This window comes from Exiguobacterium sp. 8H (genome assembly GCF_902506255.1).
Lineage (GTDB): Bacteria > Bacillota > Bacilli > Exiguobacteriales > Exiguobacteriaceae > Exiguobacterium > Exiguobacterium profundum.
Window position 1 is genome coordinate 1,779,810 of sequence record NZ_LR733429.1, and the last position, 14,462, is coordinate 1,794,271.

Annotated in this window: 16 protein-coding genes; 4 read left to right on the plus strand and 12 right to left on the minus strand. The window is 47.4% G+C overall.

The genetic code is table 11. The features are described from left to right. The first annotated feature begins 152 nt into the window (after positions 1–152). Positions 153–1,934: a sensor histidine kinase gene (locus tag GVY43_RS09055; protein WP_159562965.1), complete on the plus strand. Its 1,782-nt coding sequence runs from the start codon at positions 153–155 to the stop codon at positions 1,932–1,934. After that, entirely contained in the window at positions 1,915–2,694 is a 780-nt protein-coding gene (locus GVY43_RS09060; protein ID WP_159562966.1) for a response regulator, read from the plus strand. The genes GVY43_RS09055 and GVY43_RS09060 overlap by 20 nt, the downstream gene beginning before the upstream one ends. Before the next feature lie 64 nt (positions 2,695–2,758). Here GVY43_RS09060 and GVY43_RS09065 read toward each other — a convergent pair whose 3' ends face one another. Continuing rightward, positions 2,759–3,520: an SDR family oxidoreductase gene (locus GVY43_RS09065; protein ID WP_159562967.1), complete on the minus strand. Its 762-nt coding sequence runs from the start codon at positions 3,518–3,520 to the stop codon at positions 2,759–2,761. 188 nt (positions 3,521–3,708) lie between these two features. Here GVY43_RS09065 and GVY43_RS09070 point away from each other — a divergent pair, with 188 nt between their 5' ends. Together GVY43_RS09070 and GVY43_RS09075 are read left to right on the plus strand one after the other, a co-directional pair. Beyond that, entirely contained in the window at positions 3,709–4,215 is a 507-nt protein-coding gene (locus tag GVY43_RS09070) for a hypothetical protein (RefSeq protein WP_159562968.1), read from the plus strand. 13 nt (positions 4,216–4,228) lie between these two features. Next, positions 4,229–4,600, plus strand: a complete 372-nt coding sequence (locus GVY43_RS09075; protein ID WP_159562969.1) for a VOC family protein — start codon at positions 4,229–4,231, stop codon at positions 4,598–4,600. 41 nt (positions 4,601–4,641) lie between these two features. Here GVY43_RS09075 and GVY43_RS09080 read toward each other — a convergent pair whose 3' ends face one another. From GVY43_RS09080 to GVY43_RS16040, 11 genes are all read right to left on the minus strand, one after another. Beyond that, positions 4,642–5,628: a rod shape-determining protein gene (locus GVY43_RS09080; RefSeq protein WP_074035738.1), complete on the minus strand. Its 987-nt coding sequence runs from the start codon at positions 5,626–5,628 to the stop codon at positions 4,642–4,644. A gap of 81 nt (positions 5,629–5,709) precedes the next feature. After that, positions 5,710–7,011, minus strand: coding sequence for a UDP-N-acetylglucosamine 1-carboxyvinyltransferase (gene murA / locus GVY43_RS09085; protein WP_012727351.1), 1,302 nt, complete (start codon positions 7,009–7,011; stop codon positions 5,710–5,712). Positions 7,012–7,255: 244 nt separating this feature from the next. Continuing rightward, positions 7,256–7,474, minus strand: a complete 219-nt coding sequence (locus GVY43_RS09090; RefSeq protein WP_031422262.1) for a DUF1146 family protein — start codon at positions 7,472–7,474, stop codon at positions 7,256–7,258. 200 nt (positions 7,475–7,674) lie between these two features. Further along, the gene (locus tag GVY43_RS09095) at positions 7,675–8,865 is read right to left on the minus strand and encodes an EAL and HDOD domain-containing protein (protein ID WP_159562970.1); all 1,191 of its coding nucleotides are present in this window, start codon (positions 8,863–8,865) and stop codon (positions 7,675–7,677) included. 151 nt (positions 8,866–9,016) lie between these two features. Then, positions 9,017–9,427 carry a F0F1 ATP synthase subunit epsilon gene (locus GVY43_RS09100; protein ID WP_012727354.1) on the minus strand — a complete coding sequence of 137 codons (411 nt, stop codon included), beginning with the start codon at positions 9,425–9,427 and terminating at the stop codon, positions 9,017–9,019. 28 nt (positions 9,428–9,455) lie between these two features. Next, on the minus strand, positions 9,456–10,874 hold the full coding sequence (gene atpD / locus GVY43_RS09105) for a F0F1 ATP synthase subunit beta (RefSeq protein WP_159562971.1): 1,419 nt from the start codon (positions 10,872–10,874) through the stop codon (positions 9,456–9,458). Positions 10,875–10,908: 34 nt separating this feature from the next. After that, positions 10,909–11,766: an ATP synthase F1 subunit gamma gene (gene atpG, locus GVY43_RS09110; protein ID WP_074035890.1), complete on the minus strand. Its 858-nt coding sequence runs from the start codon at positions 11,764–11,766 to the stop codon at positions 10,909–10,911. Positions 11,767–11,802: 36 nt separating this feature from the next. Next, complete coding sequence (gene atpA, locus GVY43_RS09115; protein ID WP_078147660.1) at positions 11,803–13,311, minus strand: F0F1 ATP synthase subunit alpha; 1,509 nt, start codon at positions 13,309–13,311, stop codon at positions 11,803–11,805. Between the two features lie 18 nt (positions 13,312–13,329). Then, complete coding sequence (locus GVY43_RS09120) at positions 13,330–13,863, minus strand: F0F1 ATP synthase subunit delta (protein WP_159562972.1); 534 nt, start codon at positions 13,861–13,863, stop codon at positions 13,330–13,332. Continuing rightward, positions 13,863–14,258, minus strand: a complete 396-nt coding sequence (locus tag GVY43_RS09125; protein WP_236548951.1) for an ATP synthase F0 subunit B — start codon at positions 14,256–14,258, stop codon at positions 13,863–13,865. Before GVY43_RS09125 ends, GVY43_RS09120 begins: the two co-directional genes overlap by 1 nt. Continuing rightward, the gene (locus tag GVY43_RS16040) at positions 14,242–14,391 is read right to left on the minus strand and encodes a hypothetical protein (protein ID WP_236548952.1); all 150 of its coding nucleotides are present in this window, start codon (positions 14,389–14,391) and stop codon (positions 14,242–14,244) included. The genes GVY43_RS09125 and GVY43_RS16040 overlap by 17 nt, the downstream gene beginning before the upstream one ends. Positions 14,392–14,462: the final 71 nt, after the last annotated feature.

The window sequence follows — 14,462 nt, forward strand, 5'->3', positions numbered from 1 at the left end:
ACTTCGTACGGTGAATGACTTTTTCTGTTCAAACAAAAAAAGTTCGGGTACGATGATGAGACGGAGAGTCACTTCAAAAATTCATTCACCTATTAGGAAGAATAACGGAATGACCTCACAAGAAACTCACAAAGATTGAAGGGAATGTGTTCATGACGCGTAATCGAATGACGTTTATCCTCATCCTTGTGATGTTGGTTGGCGTCAGTCTCACTTTATTGATTCGACATCAGTCAATCAATCCGATCGTCACCGTTGACAAGGGCGAAGCTTCTCTTCTCTCTTCTACTGTCGACGAAGAGATTTTGCGACTAGACGGCTCATGGCGCTATGAGTCAGGGATTGTCACCCAAGTTGATCGCCGCTCCTATCGAACCATTCCGTTTACAACCCCTTATCGTGAATCCACCTATGAACTCGATCTCGCGTTGCCGAACGGTACGTATGCCTTGCTCATTCCAAAGTCCCTCTCCTCTTCTACGATTTTGATAGATGGGAAAATGGTTGAAACGATACAAATTGGAAACAATCGTCTCGTCGAGCAGCCGTCTCTGCTCTTGCTCGATGATGAGACAAAACAATTCCGACTGACGATTCAACATGAACGACAGGCAGGTAATTTCGCACCCATCGAAGAAAGTATATTAGTCGGACCGTTACATGCCATCATGACCACTCAAAACGCTTATGCCGGCTACGAATTTTTCATGTTGCTCATTTCACTTTTGATTGCCATGTTCTATGCCATCGTCTATCTCTTTCACCGAAATGAACGGTTGTATGGTTTCGGAACAGCTTTCTTTTTGTTGACGAGTTTTTCAATCATGTCCCGAGACGGCATGTGGATCTCGGGTAGTGATAAGTTGACGTTAAGTTTAGCCTTACTGAGTATCATCATGTTAATCGAGTTTTCGCGATGTTTGGAACGTGTGTCATTTGACCGGTTTTTGGCCATTTCGAGATATCCACTATATGGATTGACTGTACTAGCCATCTTCCTGCCCTCTTCCGTTTACGAAGTGTATGAATACTTTGTATGGATGATCGTTTTATTTATCACGTTCTTCTGGGTCGGATTGAATATTGGATGGCTTCTTGAAAAGTACAAGACAGGCAATCCGCTCGAGTTACTAACTTTCACACTCGCCCAACTCGTCGGGTATATCGGAATCATGACGTCGACGTTCATCGTCTCGCCCAATCAGCAATTATACGCCAATACGTTTACCATCATCTATTTCCTATTGATGTTTTTGCTTCTACCGATTCACCTGTCTACCGACAAAGGGAAAAAACAACAAGTTGAAGCGTTGGCCTCTCAGCACGAGATGTCCTTCTTTAACGCTCAAATCAAACCTCACTTCCTTTACAATACGTTTGGAAATGTGATTGCACTTTGTTACACGTCTCCACCCGATGCGGCTCGTCTACTCAGTCACTTGAGCACTTACGTCCGCTTCATTTTTGAAAATGGTCGAACCGAAAACGAGATATCGATTCGCCAAGAAGTCGATATGATCGACTCGTATCTCGCCATTGAACAGACGCGATTCCGTGATTCGTTCTACGTCGAGAAAGAAATTGATGAATCTCTTCTCGACTGTTCGATTCCACCTTTATTAATTCAACCACTCGTTGAAAATGCCGTGCGACATGGTCTCTATCGACACCCAGGACAAAAGCGATTGACACTTTCTATCCAGGAACGAAACGGAATGATTGAGATTTATGTTCAAGATACAGGGAGTGGTTTTGATCCAAACGTATCAAACAAAACATCTGGGATTGGGATTTGCAATATTAAAAGTCGAATCGAACACCTTCATGGTGCAACGTTTGACTTAGCCTCCACTTTGAAAAAAGGCACCACCATTCACCTGCGTTTACCAAAACAGGAAAGGACGAATCATTTAGATGCGTACGATTTTAATTGAAGATGAACATCATATTTTAGGGATGATGGAGCGGATTGTAAAAGAGGAGCCGTCTCTTGAGTGGATTGGTTCATTCCAAAGTCCGGTTCAAGCTCTCACTTTTATTCAAGAGCACCCGGTAGACCTTGTCTTTTTAGATATCGAGATGCCTGAAATGACGGGGCTCGAATTGGCGACCTATTTGCCGGAACGGACACAAGTCGTCTTCACGACCGCCCATCAACAGTATGCCGTTGAAGCGTTCAATTTGCATGCCACGCATTACTTGTTGAAGCCCATCACAGAGCAGATGATTCATAACGTCATTCCGCGTATCATCCAGCGCTATGAGGCGATTCAACAAAAGAATCTCAATCAATCTTGTCGCATACAATTTCTAGATCGTTTTTCGGTACGAACACAAGATGGAAATCTTGTGAAGTGGCCAACACAAAAAACAGAGGAGTTATTTGCCTACTTAGTCTTTCATCGTAAGCAGGTCATTAATAAGTGGGTGCTTGCCGAAACCCTTTACCCGGACATCGATGAACCACAACGCGCCTTACACAACGTATACAACACGATTTATCGATTGAAAAAGACGTTAGCTGAACATGAACTCGATATAACTGTTAATACAATAAATAATGGCTATTCTATCGAACTTGGTGATTCCTGTGCCTGTGATTATTACGATTGGCTTGATGCACCAAATCCTTCAATTTCTAAAACAGACTTAAAAAATCGTTTATTTGTTGATAAAGACTATACATGGCATTGAAAAAAGACATCTCACACTTAAAGTGAGATGTCTTTTTTTTATTGTATCCATAGAACGTTCTCTATTAGCGCCCAGTAAACCCTCCGTCAACGTGAAGATGTTGGCCATTCACCCATGCGCCGTCTGGGCCCATCAAGAAAGCGACGAAGCGAGCCGTATCTTCAGGCGTCCCCATTCGCTTGTAAGGAAATAATGGTAGCAAGTGTTCGCGAAGTTCGTCATTGATCCAACCCGTATCCGTCGGCCCCGGATCGAACGCATTCACCGAAATGCCGTATTCTCCTAATCCATTCGCCAACGCAGGTGTGATGGCAATCAATGCACCTTTCGTTGCGATGTAGGCCAGGTTATTCGCATCCGGTCCCCCCGATACGAAGAACAGGATTCGCCCATCTTGATGTCCCGCTTGTTTATAGCGCTCAATAAACGCAAAGGTGAGTCCGAGTGTCCCTTCGTTATTCACCAGGTAATGTTTTCTCAATACGTCGGTTGTAAAGTTCTCAACGTTGACATGTCGCTCATAGGTCGCGTTATGGATTAGCCTGCTCGGTATACCAAGTTTAGCTTCCATTCGATCAAGTAATCCGACCTCGTCTCCTGAAGCCAAATCGTATGCCTCATGCTCGACACGCGCCCCTTCTTCAGTCAGTTCTTGAACCAATCGTTCGATGAAGCCAATTTCTTCCCCGATTCCTTCTTTAGCGTCAAACGGACTCCAGTGCGTCAAGTACAAGTCATGTCCTTCAGAAGCAAGTTTTCGCGCAATCGCAGCACCGATGCCTTGATTGCGACTGACGCCAGTAATGAGTGTAAGTGGTTTGTTCATGATGTCCTCCGATTCTATTTGATTATTCTGTTCAGTCTATTAGTGAATCGGTGCCATCATGATTCCCCTCTCATTGATTAATGATTTTAGTATATACAATTTTTCCCACGAATGACCTATATATTCGTATCCTCTTTAGATATGATCGACATATATGATTCATCACATCGGTATTGGGAGGCGCTTATTTGAAAAAGTTGATCATAACGACATTTTGTACATGGATATTGAGTGCTTTGCTCTATGCTGCCTTGACGGATGAATCATTTGTCACGCTTACCCAATCCGTCGACGTCAATCAGAACGTGTTGGAGCGCTACTTGACAACTCAAGTCATGTCTCCTAATTTCGGTGGGGATGTTTATGCCAGCTATCAAATCCTCGGGACGAGTACGACTCGACAGGAAGTGTATGTATGGGTGCTTCTACAAGAATATTATCCTAACCATCAACAACTTGAGCGAGGGACCGGAATATCTGCTCCAATCGTCTTACACATTGACCATTCCTCAGGAGTCTCTCGGATTGTCAATCATACGTTACCTCGAGATGGCTCATATTATCCTAGCGACTTACATACCCTATTCCCATTACATATTTCTATCGGCTTAATGTCTCACCCAACAGGACTTACCAACCGTCTCCAACGTCAACTTGAATCAGAGTTACCCCTTCCTGTTTCAAATACATATTGAAAGGATGAATCCCATGAGCCTCATTCAACAAATCAAACAAATCTACATCCCTGTCAAAGAGTTAGACCGTGCCGTTCAATTCTATCGAGACACGCTTGAGGTACCCTTTCTCTTTCAGGCAGGATTGCTCGCATTTTTCGACTGTGGGGGCGTTCGCCTCATGTTGTCCCCTCCAGAGAATGATGTTTTTGCAAAATCAAGTCCAATTCTCTATTTGAGTATCGCATCCATCGATGACGCTTATGCTCAGTTGAAAAATGCAGGAGTGACTTTCATTGATGAACCACACTGTGTGGCAAAAATGGGGACGACAGAAACGTGGATGAGTTTCTTCAAAGATTCTGAAGGTAACGTGTTGGCACTCGTCTCCGAAATATTGAGTTGAACATACAAAAAACAAGCGACCGCACGCGGTCGCTTGTCTGTTTATTTCAATCGATCTAAGTTTTCGAGCATGATTCCCGTTCCGTGCGCGACACTGAGTGTCGGCTCCTCGGCCATCATGACCGGCAACATGACACGCTCTGCGACAAGTTGGTCAAGACCGTGAAGGAGTGATCCCCCACCTGTCATGATGATTCCGCGGTCGATGATATCCGCTGCAAGTTCTGGTGGTGTCTGTTCAAGGACACGCTTCGCTGCTTCGACGATTTCATTAGCTGATTCAGCCATCGCTTCACGAAGTTCTTCTGACGTAATGGTCACCGTACGAGGCAATCCACGTACCATGTCACGTCCACGAATATCCATCGATTCGTTACGCCCTCCTGGGAAGACCGTCGCGATTTCTTTCTTGATTTGTTCAGCCGTACGTTCTCCGATGATCAGCTTGTGCTTCTCTTTGATGGCACGAAGGATGTCCGTATCGAAGCGATCCCCTGCAATCTTGATAGTCTCACCGCAGACGATGTCTCCCATTGATAAAATGGCGACGTCGGTCGTCCCACCACCGATGTCAATGATCATGTGACCAACCGGCTTCCAAATATCCATGCCTGAACCGACTGCCGCAGCTTTTGGTTCGACGGCGAGGAAGACTTCTTTCGCGCCAGCTTTCTCAGCAGCTTCACGAATGGCTTTTGCTTCAACCGGCGTGACGTTCGCAGGTGTACAAATCAGCATGCGGATGCCTCCGAAGAAGCCTCGGACTTGAATTTTCTCGATGAAGTGACGGAGCATTTCTTCTGTTGTGGCGAAATCGGCGATGACTCCGTCACGGAGAGGACGGATCGCCACGATATCACCAGGTGTACGACCAACCATCTCATACGCTTCTGAACCGACTGCTAGTACTTTTCCTGTAGAGCGTTTTATCGCAACGACTGAAGGTTCGTCTAAGACGATTCCTTTCCCTTTGACGTGAATGACAACGTTTGCTGTCCCTAAATCAATCCCGATATCTTTTGAAAACATGATGTATAGGTTCCTCCGTTCGTTTCTTCATTGAAAAGAGCGAGAAGAGTCTCTCCTCGCCCTCTAATTCGTGCTCGTTTCTTAGTTCTGAACCATTTCTTCAGCAACTTCGACAGTTCCTTCAATACGCTCGATGTCAGCACCGAGTGCTTGAAGTTTCTTGTGGAAGTCAACGTATCCACGGTCGATATGATATAAATCTCCAACGCGTGTCTCTTCTTCCGCGATGAGACCTGCTAGAATAAGTGCTGCTCCGGCACGAAGGTCCGTTGCGACAACTTCCGCTCCTTGAAGGCGTACGCCACCTTTGACGATTGCTGAACGTCCTTCAATCTTAATGTCCGCGTTCATACGACGGAACTCTTCGACGTGCATAAAGCGATTCTCAAACACCGTTTCCGTGATGACAGATGTACCGCCCGCTTTCAAGACGAGTGCCATCATTTGTGACTGCATGTCTGTCGGGAATCCTGGGTGTGGCATCGTCTTCACATCAACCGGCTTCAATTCGTCTGGTGCCGTGACACGCATGCCTTCTGCCGTATCCTCGAAGTGGACACCCATTTCTTCCATTTTTGAAATCAATGGACGAAGGTGCTCACGTTCTGCACCGATGACTTCGATGTCACTACCTGTGATCGCACCAGCAACGAGGAACGTACCTGCTTCGATGCGGTCTGGAATAATCGAGTGTTCTGCACCGCGAAGTGTTTCTACACCTTCGATGCGGATTGTTTCTGTACCTGCACCGCGAACGTGTGCGCCCATTCCGTTTAAGAAGTTCGCAAGGTCGACGATCTCAGGTTCTTTTGCAACGTTCTCGATGATAGTCGTACCCTCTGCAAGCACAGCTGCCATCATGATGTTCTCTGTCGCACCAACAGATGGGAAGTCCAAGTAGATTTTAGCGCCTTGGAGACGGCCTTCTACAGAAGCTTCTACGAATCCGTTTCCGATGACCGTTTTCGCACCCATCGCTTCGAATCCTTTTAAGTGGAGGTCAATCGGACGTGAGCCGATTGAGCATCCGCCCGGCATTGCTACACGAGCGTGACCGAGACGGGCAAGAAGAGGTCCCATGACGAGGATTGAAGCACGCATCTTCCGCACGTACTCAAGCGGTGCTTCATCTTTGATGTCGCCCGACGCATCGACAGTTACTTCATTCTTTTCTTCATTGAACGATACCTCTGCACCGAGGTGACGAAGTACTTTGTTAATCGTGTACACGTCAGCAAGACGTGGTACGTTTTGTAAGATTGACTTTCCTTCGCTAGCTAATAGAGTGGCAACCAATGTTTTGAGTACGGCGTTTTTTGCTCCCTCAACGCGCACAGTACCTGACAGTTTACGTCCTCCACGGACTACGATCAAATCCTTCATATCTCTCTTTGTCCTCCAACTTCATTGTTTTTTTATATAGTGCGTCGATATCCGAATCCGGATGTGATGATGTCGATTATTTGAATGGTTTGCAAAACGTGATGATTTTTCATTCATTAATCAATCTGAATAATAAATAAGTGCAAATTGAATGAAAAAAACATCATGTCAGACGAATTTATCCTACATGATAATCATATAGGAGTCGTTACAGCAGGATTACAGTTTGTTAAATATTCTGCGACTACTGTATAGGTGCGAGCGCCTGCGCCAGTCGAATGTACTCCAAAAAGAACTGGGCAATCAGTGAACCGAAGACAACCGCTACGAGAACGCGCAAGACAGCAGCTTGCGGACTCCTCACTTGATTGAGCAACTTATCCCATTTGACGGGTAAGAGTGCCCACCAAGCGACGTAGATCGCTATGATATAAATCGCTAGCGAAAATACGGTATTGACCATCGACGATTCCCCTCTTTTCTAAAATTCGTACCATTTTTAATCATATCATGACATGTTAGAGAAAAAAAGACTTAGGGTCTTAAGCTTCGAGCGGTTTGAACCATTCGATCAACTCACTTTCTCTACAAGCACACCAAAAGGGACGTCATCAGCAGTAAGGTCTTACTACAGTAATTGACGCCCCTCACATATTTCAAACATTATTCAATCGATTCGTCAAGGCTACGAGACCAGCGAATCGCTTCGACGTAATATTGAGACCAATCCGAATCTGTGTTATGGAGCGGAATCGTCAACTGTTCGTAGTCGATGACATCCTCTAACAACTTTCGCAAACCGTTCTGTTCACCGAGTAACGCTGCCTTTACAGGAGGCGCCACCGGAAGCTCTGCAATCAACGTTTGCATCGCCTCATCGAGAATGACGTCGAGTGATGAAAAGATTCCCGTAATGAATGCATCAAACGGTAATACATCTGTCAATGTATCCTCCGCAATCAACTCCATCATTTTTCCGCGAATGACACTCTGTTTAATCAGTTCTTTCGATTCAGACGTCTGCATCTCTCGAAGAAGCATCAAATACGACCATCGTTTCAACTCATCTAGTCCGATTCGTGCGACGGCTTGCTCGATTGATTCAATCGTTCGACGACCTTTTTGATACACCGTATTGACCGTACGGAGCATCTTATAGGATAGGTCGACACTTCGCTCAATTTGCGCTGAAATCCGTCGAAAACTCGGTTCCGGACAATCGAGCTCTTTCAACATTTCAATGAGCGTGTGACGCAACGGATGCACTTCGGCCCCGTGCACCACGATGGGACGACTAAAGAAGTACCCTTGGAACATTTTATATCCGAGTCGTTTCGCAATCTCATACTCTGCGGGTGTCTCGATTTTTTCCGCCAAAAATTCGACTCGGTGTCCGAGCGCATCAATCAATTTTTGCTGTTGATCGACTGGGGTCGCTTGATAGTCGATTTTGATGATGTCGGCGAGTCCAATCAATGGGCGATATTTCTCTTCAAATACGAAATCATCCAGTGCAATCGTATAACCTTGACGTCTTAACGAGCGGAGAGACTGTAATACTTTCTCCGTCGGTTCGACATGTTCGAGCACTTCGACGACGAGCGATTGACGTGGTAGTAACGAAGGCACTTCCCCTTCAATCAACGTCTGAGGGAAATTGATGAACGCGCGCGTCCCTTCTGTCAATTCCCGAAAATTGAACACAAGGTAAGCGTTATGAATGACGTCAGCTGTTGCCAACGAATCATCTACGTTCTCAAAAATATTATTTTCGCTGCGGCGATATAACAATTCGTAGCCGCAAACGCGTAATTGTTGGTCAAAAATTGGTTGTCGCGCAACGTAAACTTTCATTCCCTAATCTCCTTTACGGTAGTTCCCACCTTTATTATCGGTCTTCTTCCATATATTTTTTACTAGTCCCGTCATTTAGAAGCACGACAAAAGACCCATCTTTTCCAAAAAACAACAAAAAAACTCCCACACTTTCGTGTGAGAGTCATTCTTATTCTTTCATATCGCGAATGCTTAAGCGGTTGATCGCTTTTTTGAGCGCAAGTTCCGCACGACGGAATTCGAGTTCCGAGAGCTTCGTGTCTTGAAGACGACGCTCGGCACGAACTTTCGCCGCAGAAGCGCGATCATAGTCGATCTTATCCGCCATTTCGGCTGTTTCAGCTAAGATCGTCACCGTGTCGGGACGAACTTCCATGAAACCGCCGCTGATTGCGATCAGCGTGCGTCCACCATCTTCGTGGCGCAGCTTGAGGACTGAGACGTCGAGTGGCGTCACCATCGGGATGTGCTTTGGCAAAATACCAAGCTCACCAGTGACCGATTTGGCGATGACCATTCGTGCGTCTCCTTCAAAGGCTGCACCATCCGGGGTGACGACGTTGACGTGAACAGTATTCATCGTCTAGTTTCCCCCTTCCGCGTAGGTCTTAGACCAACGTCTTCGCTTTTTCGATGACGTCTTCGATTGGACCGACGAGACGGAATGCATCTTCAGGAAGATCGTCGTGTTTACCTTCGAGGATCTCTTTGAAGCCGCGTACTGTCTCTTTGACTGGCACGTACGAACCTTTTTGGCCCGTGAACTGCTCAGCCACGTGGAAGTTTTGTGATAAGAAGAACTGAATACGACGTGCACGGTGAACCGTGAGTTTATCGTCTTCAGACAACTCGTCCATCCCGAGGATTGCGATGATGTCTTGAAGTTCTTTATAGCGCTGAAGCGTCTGTTGAACGTTACGCGCGATTTCATAGTGCTCTTTCCCTACGATTTCAGGAGAGAGGGCACGTGAAGTCGATGCGAGCGGGTCAACGGCTGGGTAAATCCCCATCTCTGAGAGGCGACGCTCAAGGTTTGTTGTTGCATCAAGGTGAGCGAACGTTGTTGCTGGAGCCGGATCCGTATAGTCATCGGCTGGTACATAAACCGCTTGAATCGATGTAACCGATCCTTTCGCAGTCGATGTGATTCGCTCTTGAAGCATACCCATTTCAGTCGCAAGTGTCGGCTGGTAACCTACCGCCGATGGCATACGTCCGAGAAGGGCCGAAACCTCAGAACCTGCTTGTGTGAAACGGAAGATGTTATCAACGAAGAGAAGAACGTCTTGTCCTTGCTCATCACGGAAGTATTCTGCCATTGTCAAACCAGTCAAGGCAACACGGAGACGTGCACCAGGTGGTTCGTTCATCTGACCGAAGACCATCGCTGTTTGCTTGATAACGCCTGAGTCCGTCATCTCGTGGAACAAGTCATTTCCTTCACGCGTACGCTCACCGACTCCTGCGAATACAGAAATCCCGCTGTGCTCTTGCGCAATGTTGTTGATGAGTTCCTGGATGAGGACGGTCTTCCCTACACCGGCACCACCGAAGAGACCGATTTTACCACCTTTGATATAAGGTGCGAGAAGATCGACGACTTTAATCCCTGTTTCAAGGATTTCAACTTTCGTTGACAATTCGTCAAATGTTGGCGCTTGACGGTGAATCGGTGCACGAAGCACGTCAGCTGCCACTTCTTTATCATCGATTGGGTTACCGAGAACGTTGAAGACACGCCCAAGTGTCATCTCTCCAACTGGTACCGAAATCGGTGAACCTAAGTCAAGTACTTCCATACCGCGGCGAACGCCGTCAGTTGAGTCCATCGCAATCGTACGGACCGTGTCGTCACCAAGGTGAACAGCTACTTCGAGCGTCAAGTCGACACTAACATCGTCAGCTGTCGCTGCCACGTGTGTGACTTTGAGAGCGTTATAGATGTTCGGTAAGTGGTTGTCGAACTTTACGTCGATAACTGGGCCCATGACTGCGACTACGCGGCCTTTCATGCCGTATTCGTTCATCGTGTTAGCCTCCTACAATCTAGAGAGCGTGCGCTTATTCAAGCGCCGACGCACCTCCGACAATCTCTGTGATTTCTTGTGTGATCGCTGCTTGACGCGCGCGGTTGAACTTGAGTTTGAGTCCGCGAATGAGTTCATCCGCATTATCTGTCGCACTCGACATCGCCGTCATCCGGGCTGCATGCTCTGATACTTTCGCATCGAGCAATGCGCCATAGATGAGTCCTTCCGCATAACGTGGGAGGAGCGCCGCTAAGATCGTTTCTTCTTCTGGTTCGTATTCATACATCACATTGGATGCGGACTGTTCGATATCCCCAAGCGGGAGCAATTGTTGAATCTTCACTTCTTGGCTGATGACCGAGATAAACGAGTTGTAGCAAAGCTTCAATTCATCAATCTCGCTCTCGCTGAAGGCACCAACCGTCTGTTTGACGATTTCTGCGACTTCAACGAAAGTTGGTTGGTCGTTTAGCCCTGTCATCGCGCTATACACCGGAATGTTGCGTGACTTGAAGAACTGGACACCGACTTTTCCGATTACGTAAAGACGATACTCATCTGTTGATGTGTGCTTGTCTTTAAGTTCGCGGTACACGTCACGCAAGACGCTGGCGTTATATCCGCCTGCGAGTCCGCGGTCTGACGTGATGACGATATAACCAGTCCGTTTGACGGGACGTACTTGAAGCATCGGGTGTGTCGCGCCTGATGTACCACCGGCGATCGACGAGATGACTTCTTGCAACTTGTCCATGTACGGCTTGAAGTTGGCATTGTTCCCTTGGGCCCGGTTCAACTTCGATGCCGACACCATGTTCATCGCTTTCGTGATTTGCTTCGTGCTTTGGGTCGAGGTGATCCGCATCTGGATCTCACGTAATGATGCCATTTCGATTCACCACCTTAATAGACGCTCGTCACCGGATTAAACCGATGGCGAGAACGTCTTTTTGAATTCCGTAATTGCGTCGACCATTGCCTCGTCTGAAGGAAGGTTTCCTGTCTGACGGATTTCACGGCAGAGGTCTTTACGGTTTTGGTCAAGCCATGCGTTCATTTCTGTTTCGAAACGACGAATGTCTGTGACTGGGATGTCATCGAGATGACCTTTCGTGAGTGCGTAGATGATGATAACTTGCTTGTCTACAGAAAGCGGAGCGTTCAAGTCTTGTTTCAAGACTTCAACCGTACGCTGACCACGGTTCAACTTCGATTGTGTCGCTTTGTCGAGATCTGACCCGAACTGAGCGAACGCTTCGAGCTCACGGTATGACGCGAGGTCAAGACGAAGTGTACCTGCAACTTTCTTCATCGCTTTCACCTGTGCCGAACCACCAACACGCGATACTGAGAGACCGGCGTTGATCGCTGGACGTACCCCAGAGAAGAAGAGGTCCGACTGAAGGAAGATCTGACCGTCTGTGATCGAGATAACGTTTGTCGGGATATATGCTGAGATATCCGATGCTTGTGTCTCGATGAACGGAAGTGCTGTCAATGAACCACCGCCGAGTTCGTCGTTCAACTTCGCAGCACGCTCAAGAAGGCGTGAGTGGAGGTAGAAGACATCCCCTGGGTAGGCTTCGCGGCCTGGAGGACGACGGAGAAGGAGCGAGAGCTCACGGTAAGCTGCCGCTTGTTTCGAAAGGTCATCATAAACAACGAGGACATGTTGTCCGCGGTCCATGAAGTACTCACCCATCGATACCCCTGCGAATGGCGCGAGATAAAGAAGTGGTGCCGGCTGTGATGCCGATGCCGAAACAACGATTGTGTAGTCAAGTGCGCCGTTTTGACGAAGCGTCTCTACTACGCCACGTACAGTCGATTCTTTCTGACCGATTGCAACGTAGATACAAATCATGTTCTCTTCTTTTTGGTTGATGATCGCATCGATGGCAACAGATGTTTTACCTGTTTGACGGTCACCGATGATGAGCTCACGCTGACCACGACCGATTGGAACGAGGGCGTCAATCGCCTTAATTCCTGTTTGAAGTGGTTCGTGAACCGATTTACGAGCCATAACACCGTAAGCTTTACGCTCGATCGGGTTATAGTTGTCAGTCACGATTGGTCCAAGACCATCGATTGGTTGTCCGAGCGGGTTGACGACACGTCCGAGGAGTGCCTCACCAACTGGAACTTCCATGATGCGACCTGTACGTTTGACAGAATCGCCTTCTTTGATGCCTTTGTAATCGCCAAGGATGATAATCCCGACGTTACCTTCTTCTAAGTTTTGCGCCAAGCCCATTACGCCGTTAGAGAACTCTACGAGTTCCCCCGCCATAACGTTATCGAGTCCGTGTGCACGAGCGATACCGTCACCTACTTGAATGACTGTACCTGTCTCACTGACTTCGATTTCAGAACCGTACGAAGCGATTCGTTCTTTTAGCAGGGCGCTGATTTCTTCAGCTTTGATTGTCATTGAATTCACCCCTATTTCTTACGCATTCAACAATTCACGCTCAAGGCGTGTAAGTTTCGTTTCGATCGTATCATCGTACGTCGTGTATCCGACTTGGACACGGAGTCCACCGATGACTTCTTCATCGACGACGTTATTCAATTGGAGCGTCTTCCCGAGCTTCTGTCCGAAGACGAGTTCGACGTCTTTCAAGTCTGTTGCCGACAATGGGTAGGCGCTTGTGACAATACCCTCTGCAATTCCACGATAGTCGTTGATAAATTCGCGGACGTAACGTGGCAATGCGCGAACCTCTGCCGCACGGTCGTTTTCGACCATGACGAGAAGTGTGTTCACGACAATCGCCGTCATATCACCAAAGCTGTCTTTTAAAAGCTGTGCAAGCTCGCTGTCACTGACTGCCGGATTCGTTAAGAGATCCATGAGTTCAGGAGTCGCGTGGAGCACTTCATCGAGCAGACGCACTTCCGCTTCGACTTGGTCGAGCGTGCCTTGTTCCCGCGCTAAGTCGAAGAGCGCTTTGGCATAGCGTTTTGCTAATGATGCGTTCATCAGTTCGCACCTTTCGCTTTAGACAGGAAGTCTGTGACGAGGGCACGCTGTTTCGCTTCATCACCTTTAAGGTCTGTTTGAAGGACGTGGCGTGCTGCCGAAAGCGCCTGTGTGACGACTTCCGTTTGAAGAGATTGTTTCGCAAGCTCACGCTCGCGCTCAATCGCTTTCTCTGCCTCGATTTTAATTTGTTCGGCTTCCAAACGCGCCTGCTCCACCAAGCGTGCTTGTTCTGCTTCTGCTTGTCGACGGCTGGCGTCGAGCATTTCTTTTGACTCAGTACGTGCTGCACTGAGTGCATCACGTTGTTCAACGACATAATGTTCCGCATCTTTGCGGCTCTTTTCAGCGAGTTCAATTTCGTTCGCTACATACTCTTCACGCTGTCTCATCATTCCAAGGAGTGGTCCCCCAAGCAAATTTCTTCAACAGGGCCAAGAGTACGAGGAATGTGAAAATTGTAAAGATCATATCCAGAATGCGGAGGCCTTCGCCGCCAGCACCAGCTGCAATCATCATCGTATCCATGCATACCCTCCTCTTGACTAAATAAGTGAGGGAGACGTGCTCCCTCTCATGCTATTCTCGTTAACTCGGAA

What these genes read in the sequence shown, in the direction of transcription:
- GVY43_RS09080 (WP_074035738.1), bottom strand. Translation starts at nt 5,628, where the DNA reads ATGTTTTCAAAAGATATCGGGATTGATTTAGGGACAGCAAACGTTGTC.
- atpG (WP_074035890.1), bottom strand. Translation starts at nt 11,766, where the DNA reads ATGGCATCATTACGTGAGATCCAGATGCGGATCACCTCGACCCAAAGC.
- atpD (WP_159562971.1), bottom strand. Translation starts at nt 10,874, where the DNA reads ATGAACGAATACGGCATGAAAGGCCGCGTAGTCGCAGTCATGGGCCCA.
- GVY43_RS09065 (WP_159562967.1), bottom strand. Translation starts at nt 3,520, where the DNA reads ATGAACAAACCACTTACACTCATTACTGGCGTCAGTCGCAATCAAGGC.
- GVY43_RS16040 (WP_236548952.1), bottom strand. Translation starts at nt 14,391, where the DNA reads ATGGATACGATGATGATTGCAGCTGGTGCTGGCGGCGAAGGCCTCCGC.
- GVY43_RS09100 (WP_012727354.1), bottom strand. Translation starts at nt 9,427, where the DNA reads ATGAATACTGTTCACGTCAACGTCGTCACCCCGGATGGTGCAGCCTTT.
- murA (WP_012727351.1), bottom strand. Translation starts at nt 7,011, where the DNA reads ATGAAGGATTTGATCGTAGTCCGTGGAGGACGTAAACTGTCAGGTACT.
- GVY43_RS09095 (WP_159562970.1), bottom strand. Translation starts at nt 8,865, where the DNA reads ATGAAAGTTTACGTTGCGCGACAACCAATTTTTGACCAACAATTACGC.
- GVY43_RS09075 (WP_159562969.1), top strand. Translation starts at nt 4,229, where the DNA reads ATGAGCCTCATTCAACAAATCAAACAAATCTACATCCCTGTCAAAGAG.
- GVY43_RS09120 (WP_159562972.1), bottom strand. Translation starts at nt 13,863, where the DNA reads ATGAACGCATCATTAGCAAAACGCTATGCCAAAGCGCTCTTCGACTTA.
- atpA (WP_078147660.1), bottom strand. Translation starts at nt 13,311, where the DNA reads ATGACAATCAAAGCTGAAGAAATCAGCGCCCTGCTAAAAGAACGAATC.
- GVY43_RS09055 (WP_159562965.1), top strand. Translation starts at nt 153, where the DNA reads ATGACGCGTAATCGAATGACGTTTATCCTCATCCTTGTGATGTTGGTT.
- GVY43_RS09060 (WP_159562966.1), top strand. Translation starts at nt 1,915, where the DNA reads ATGCGTACGATTTTAATTGAAGATGAACATCATATTTTAGGGATGATG.
- GVY43_RS09125 (WP_236548951.1), bottom strand. Translation starts at nt 14,258, where the DNA reads ATGATGAGACAGCGTGAAGAGTATGTAGCGAACGAAATTGAACTCGCT.
- GVY43_RS09090 (WP_031422262.1), bottom strand. Translation starts at nt 7,474, where the DNA reads ATGGTCAATACCGTATTTTCGCTAGCGATTTATATCATAGCGATCTAC.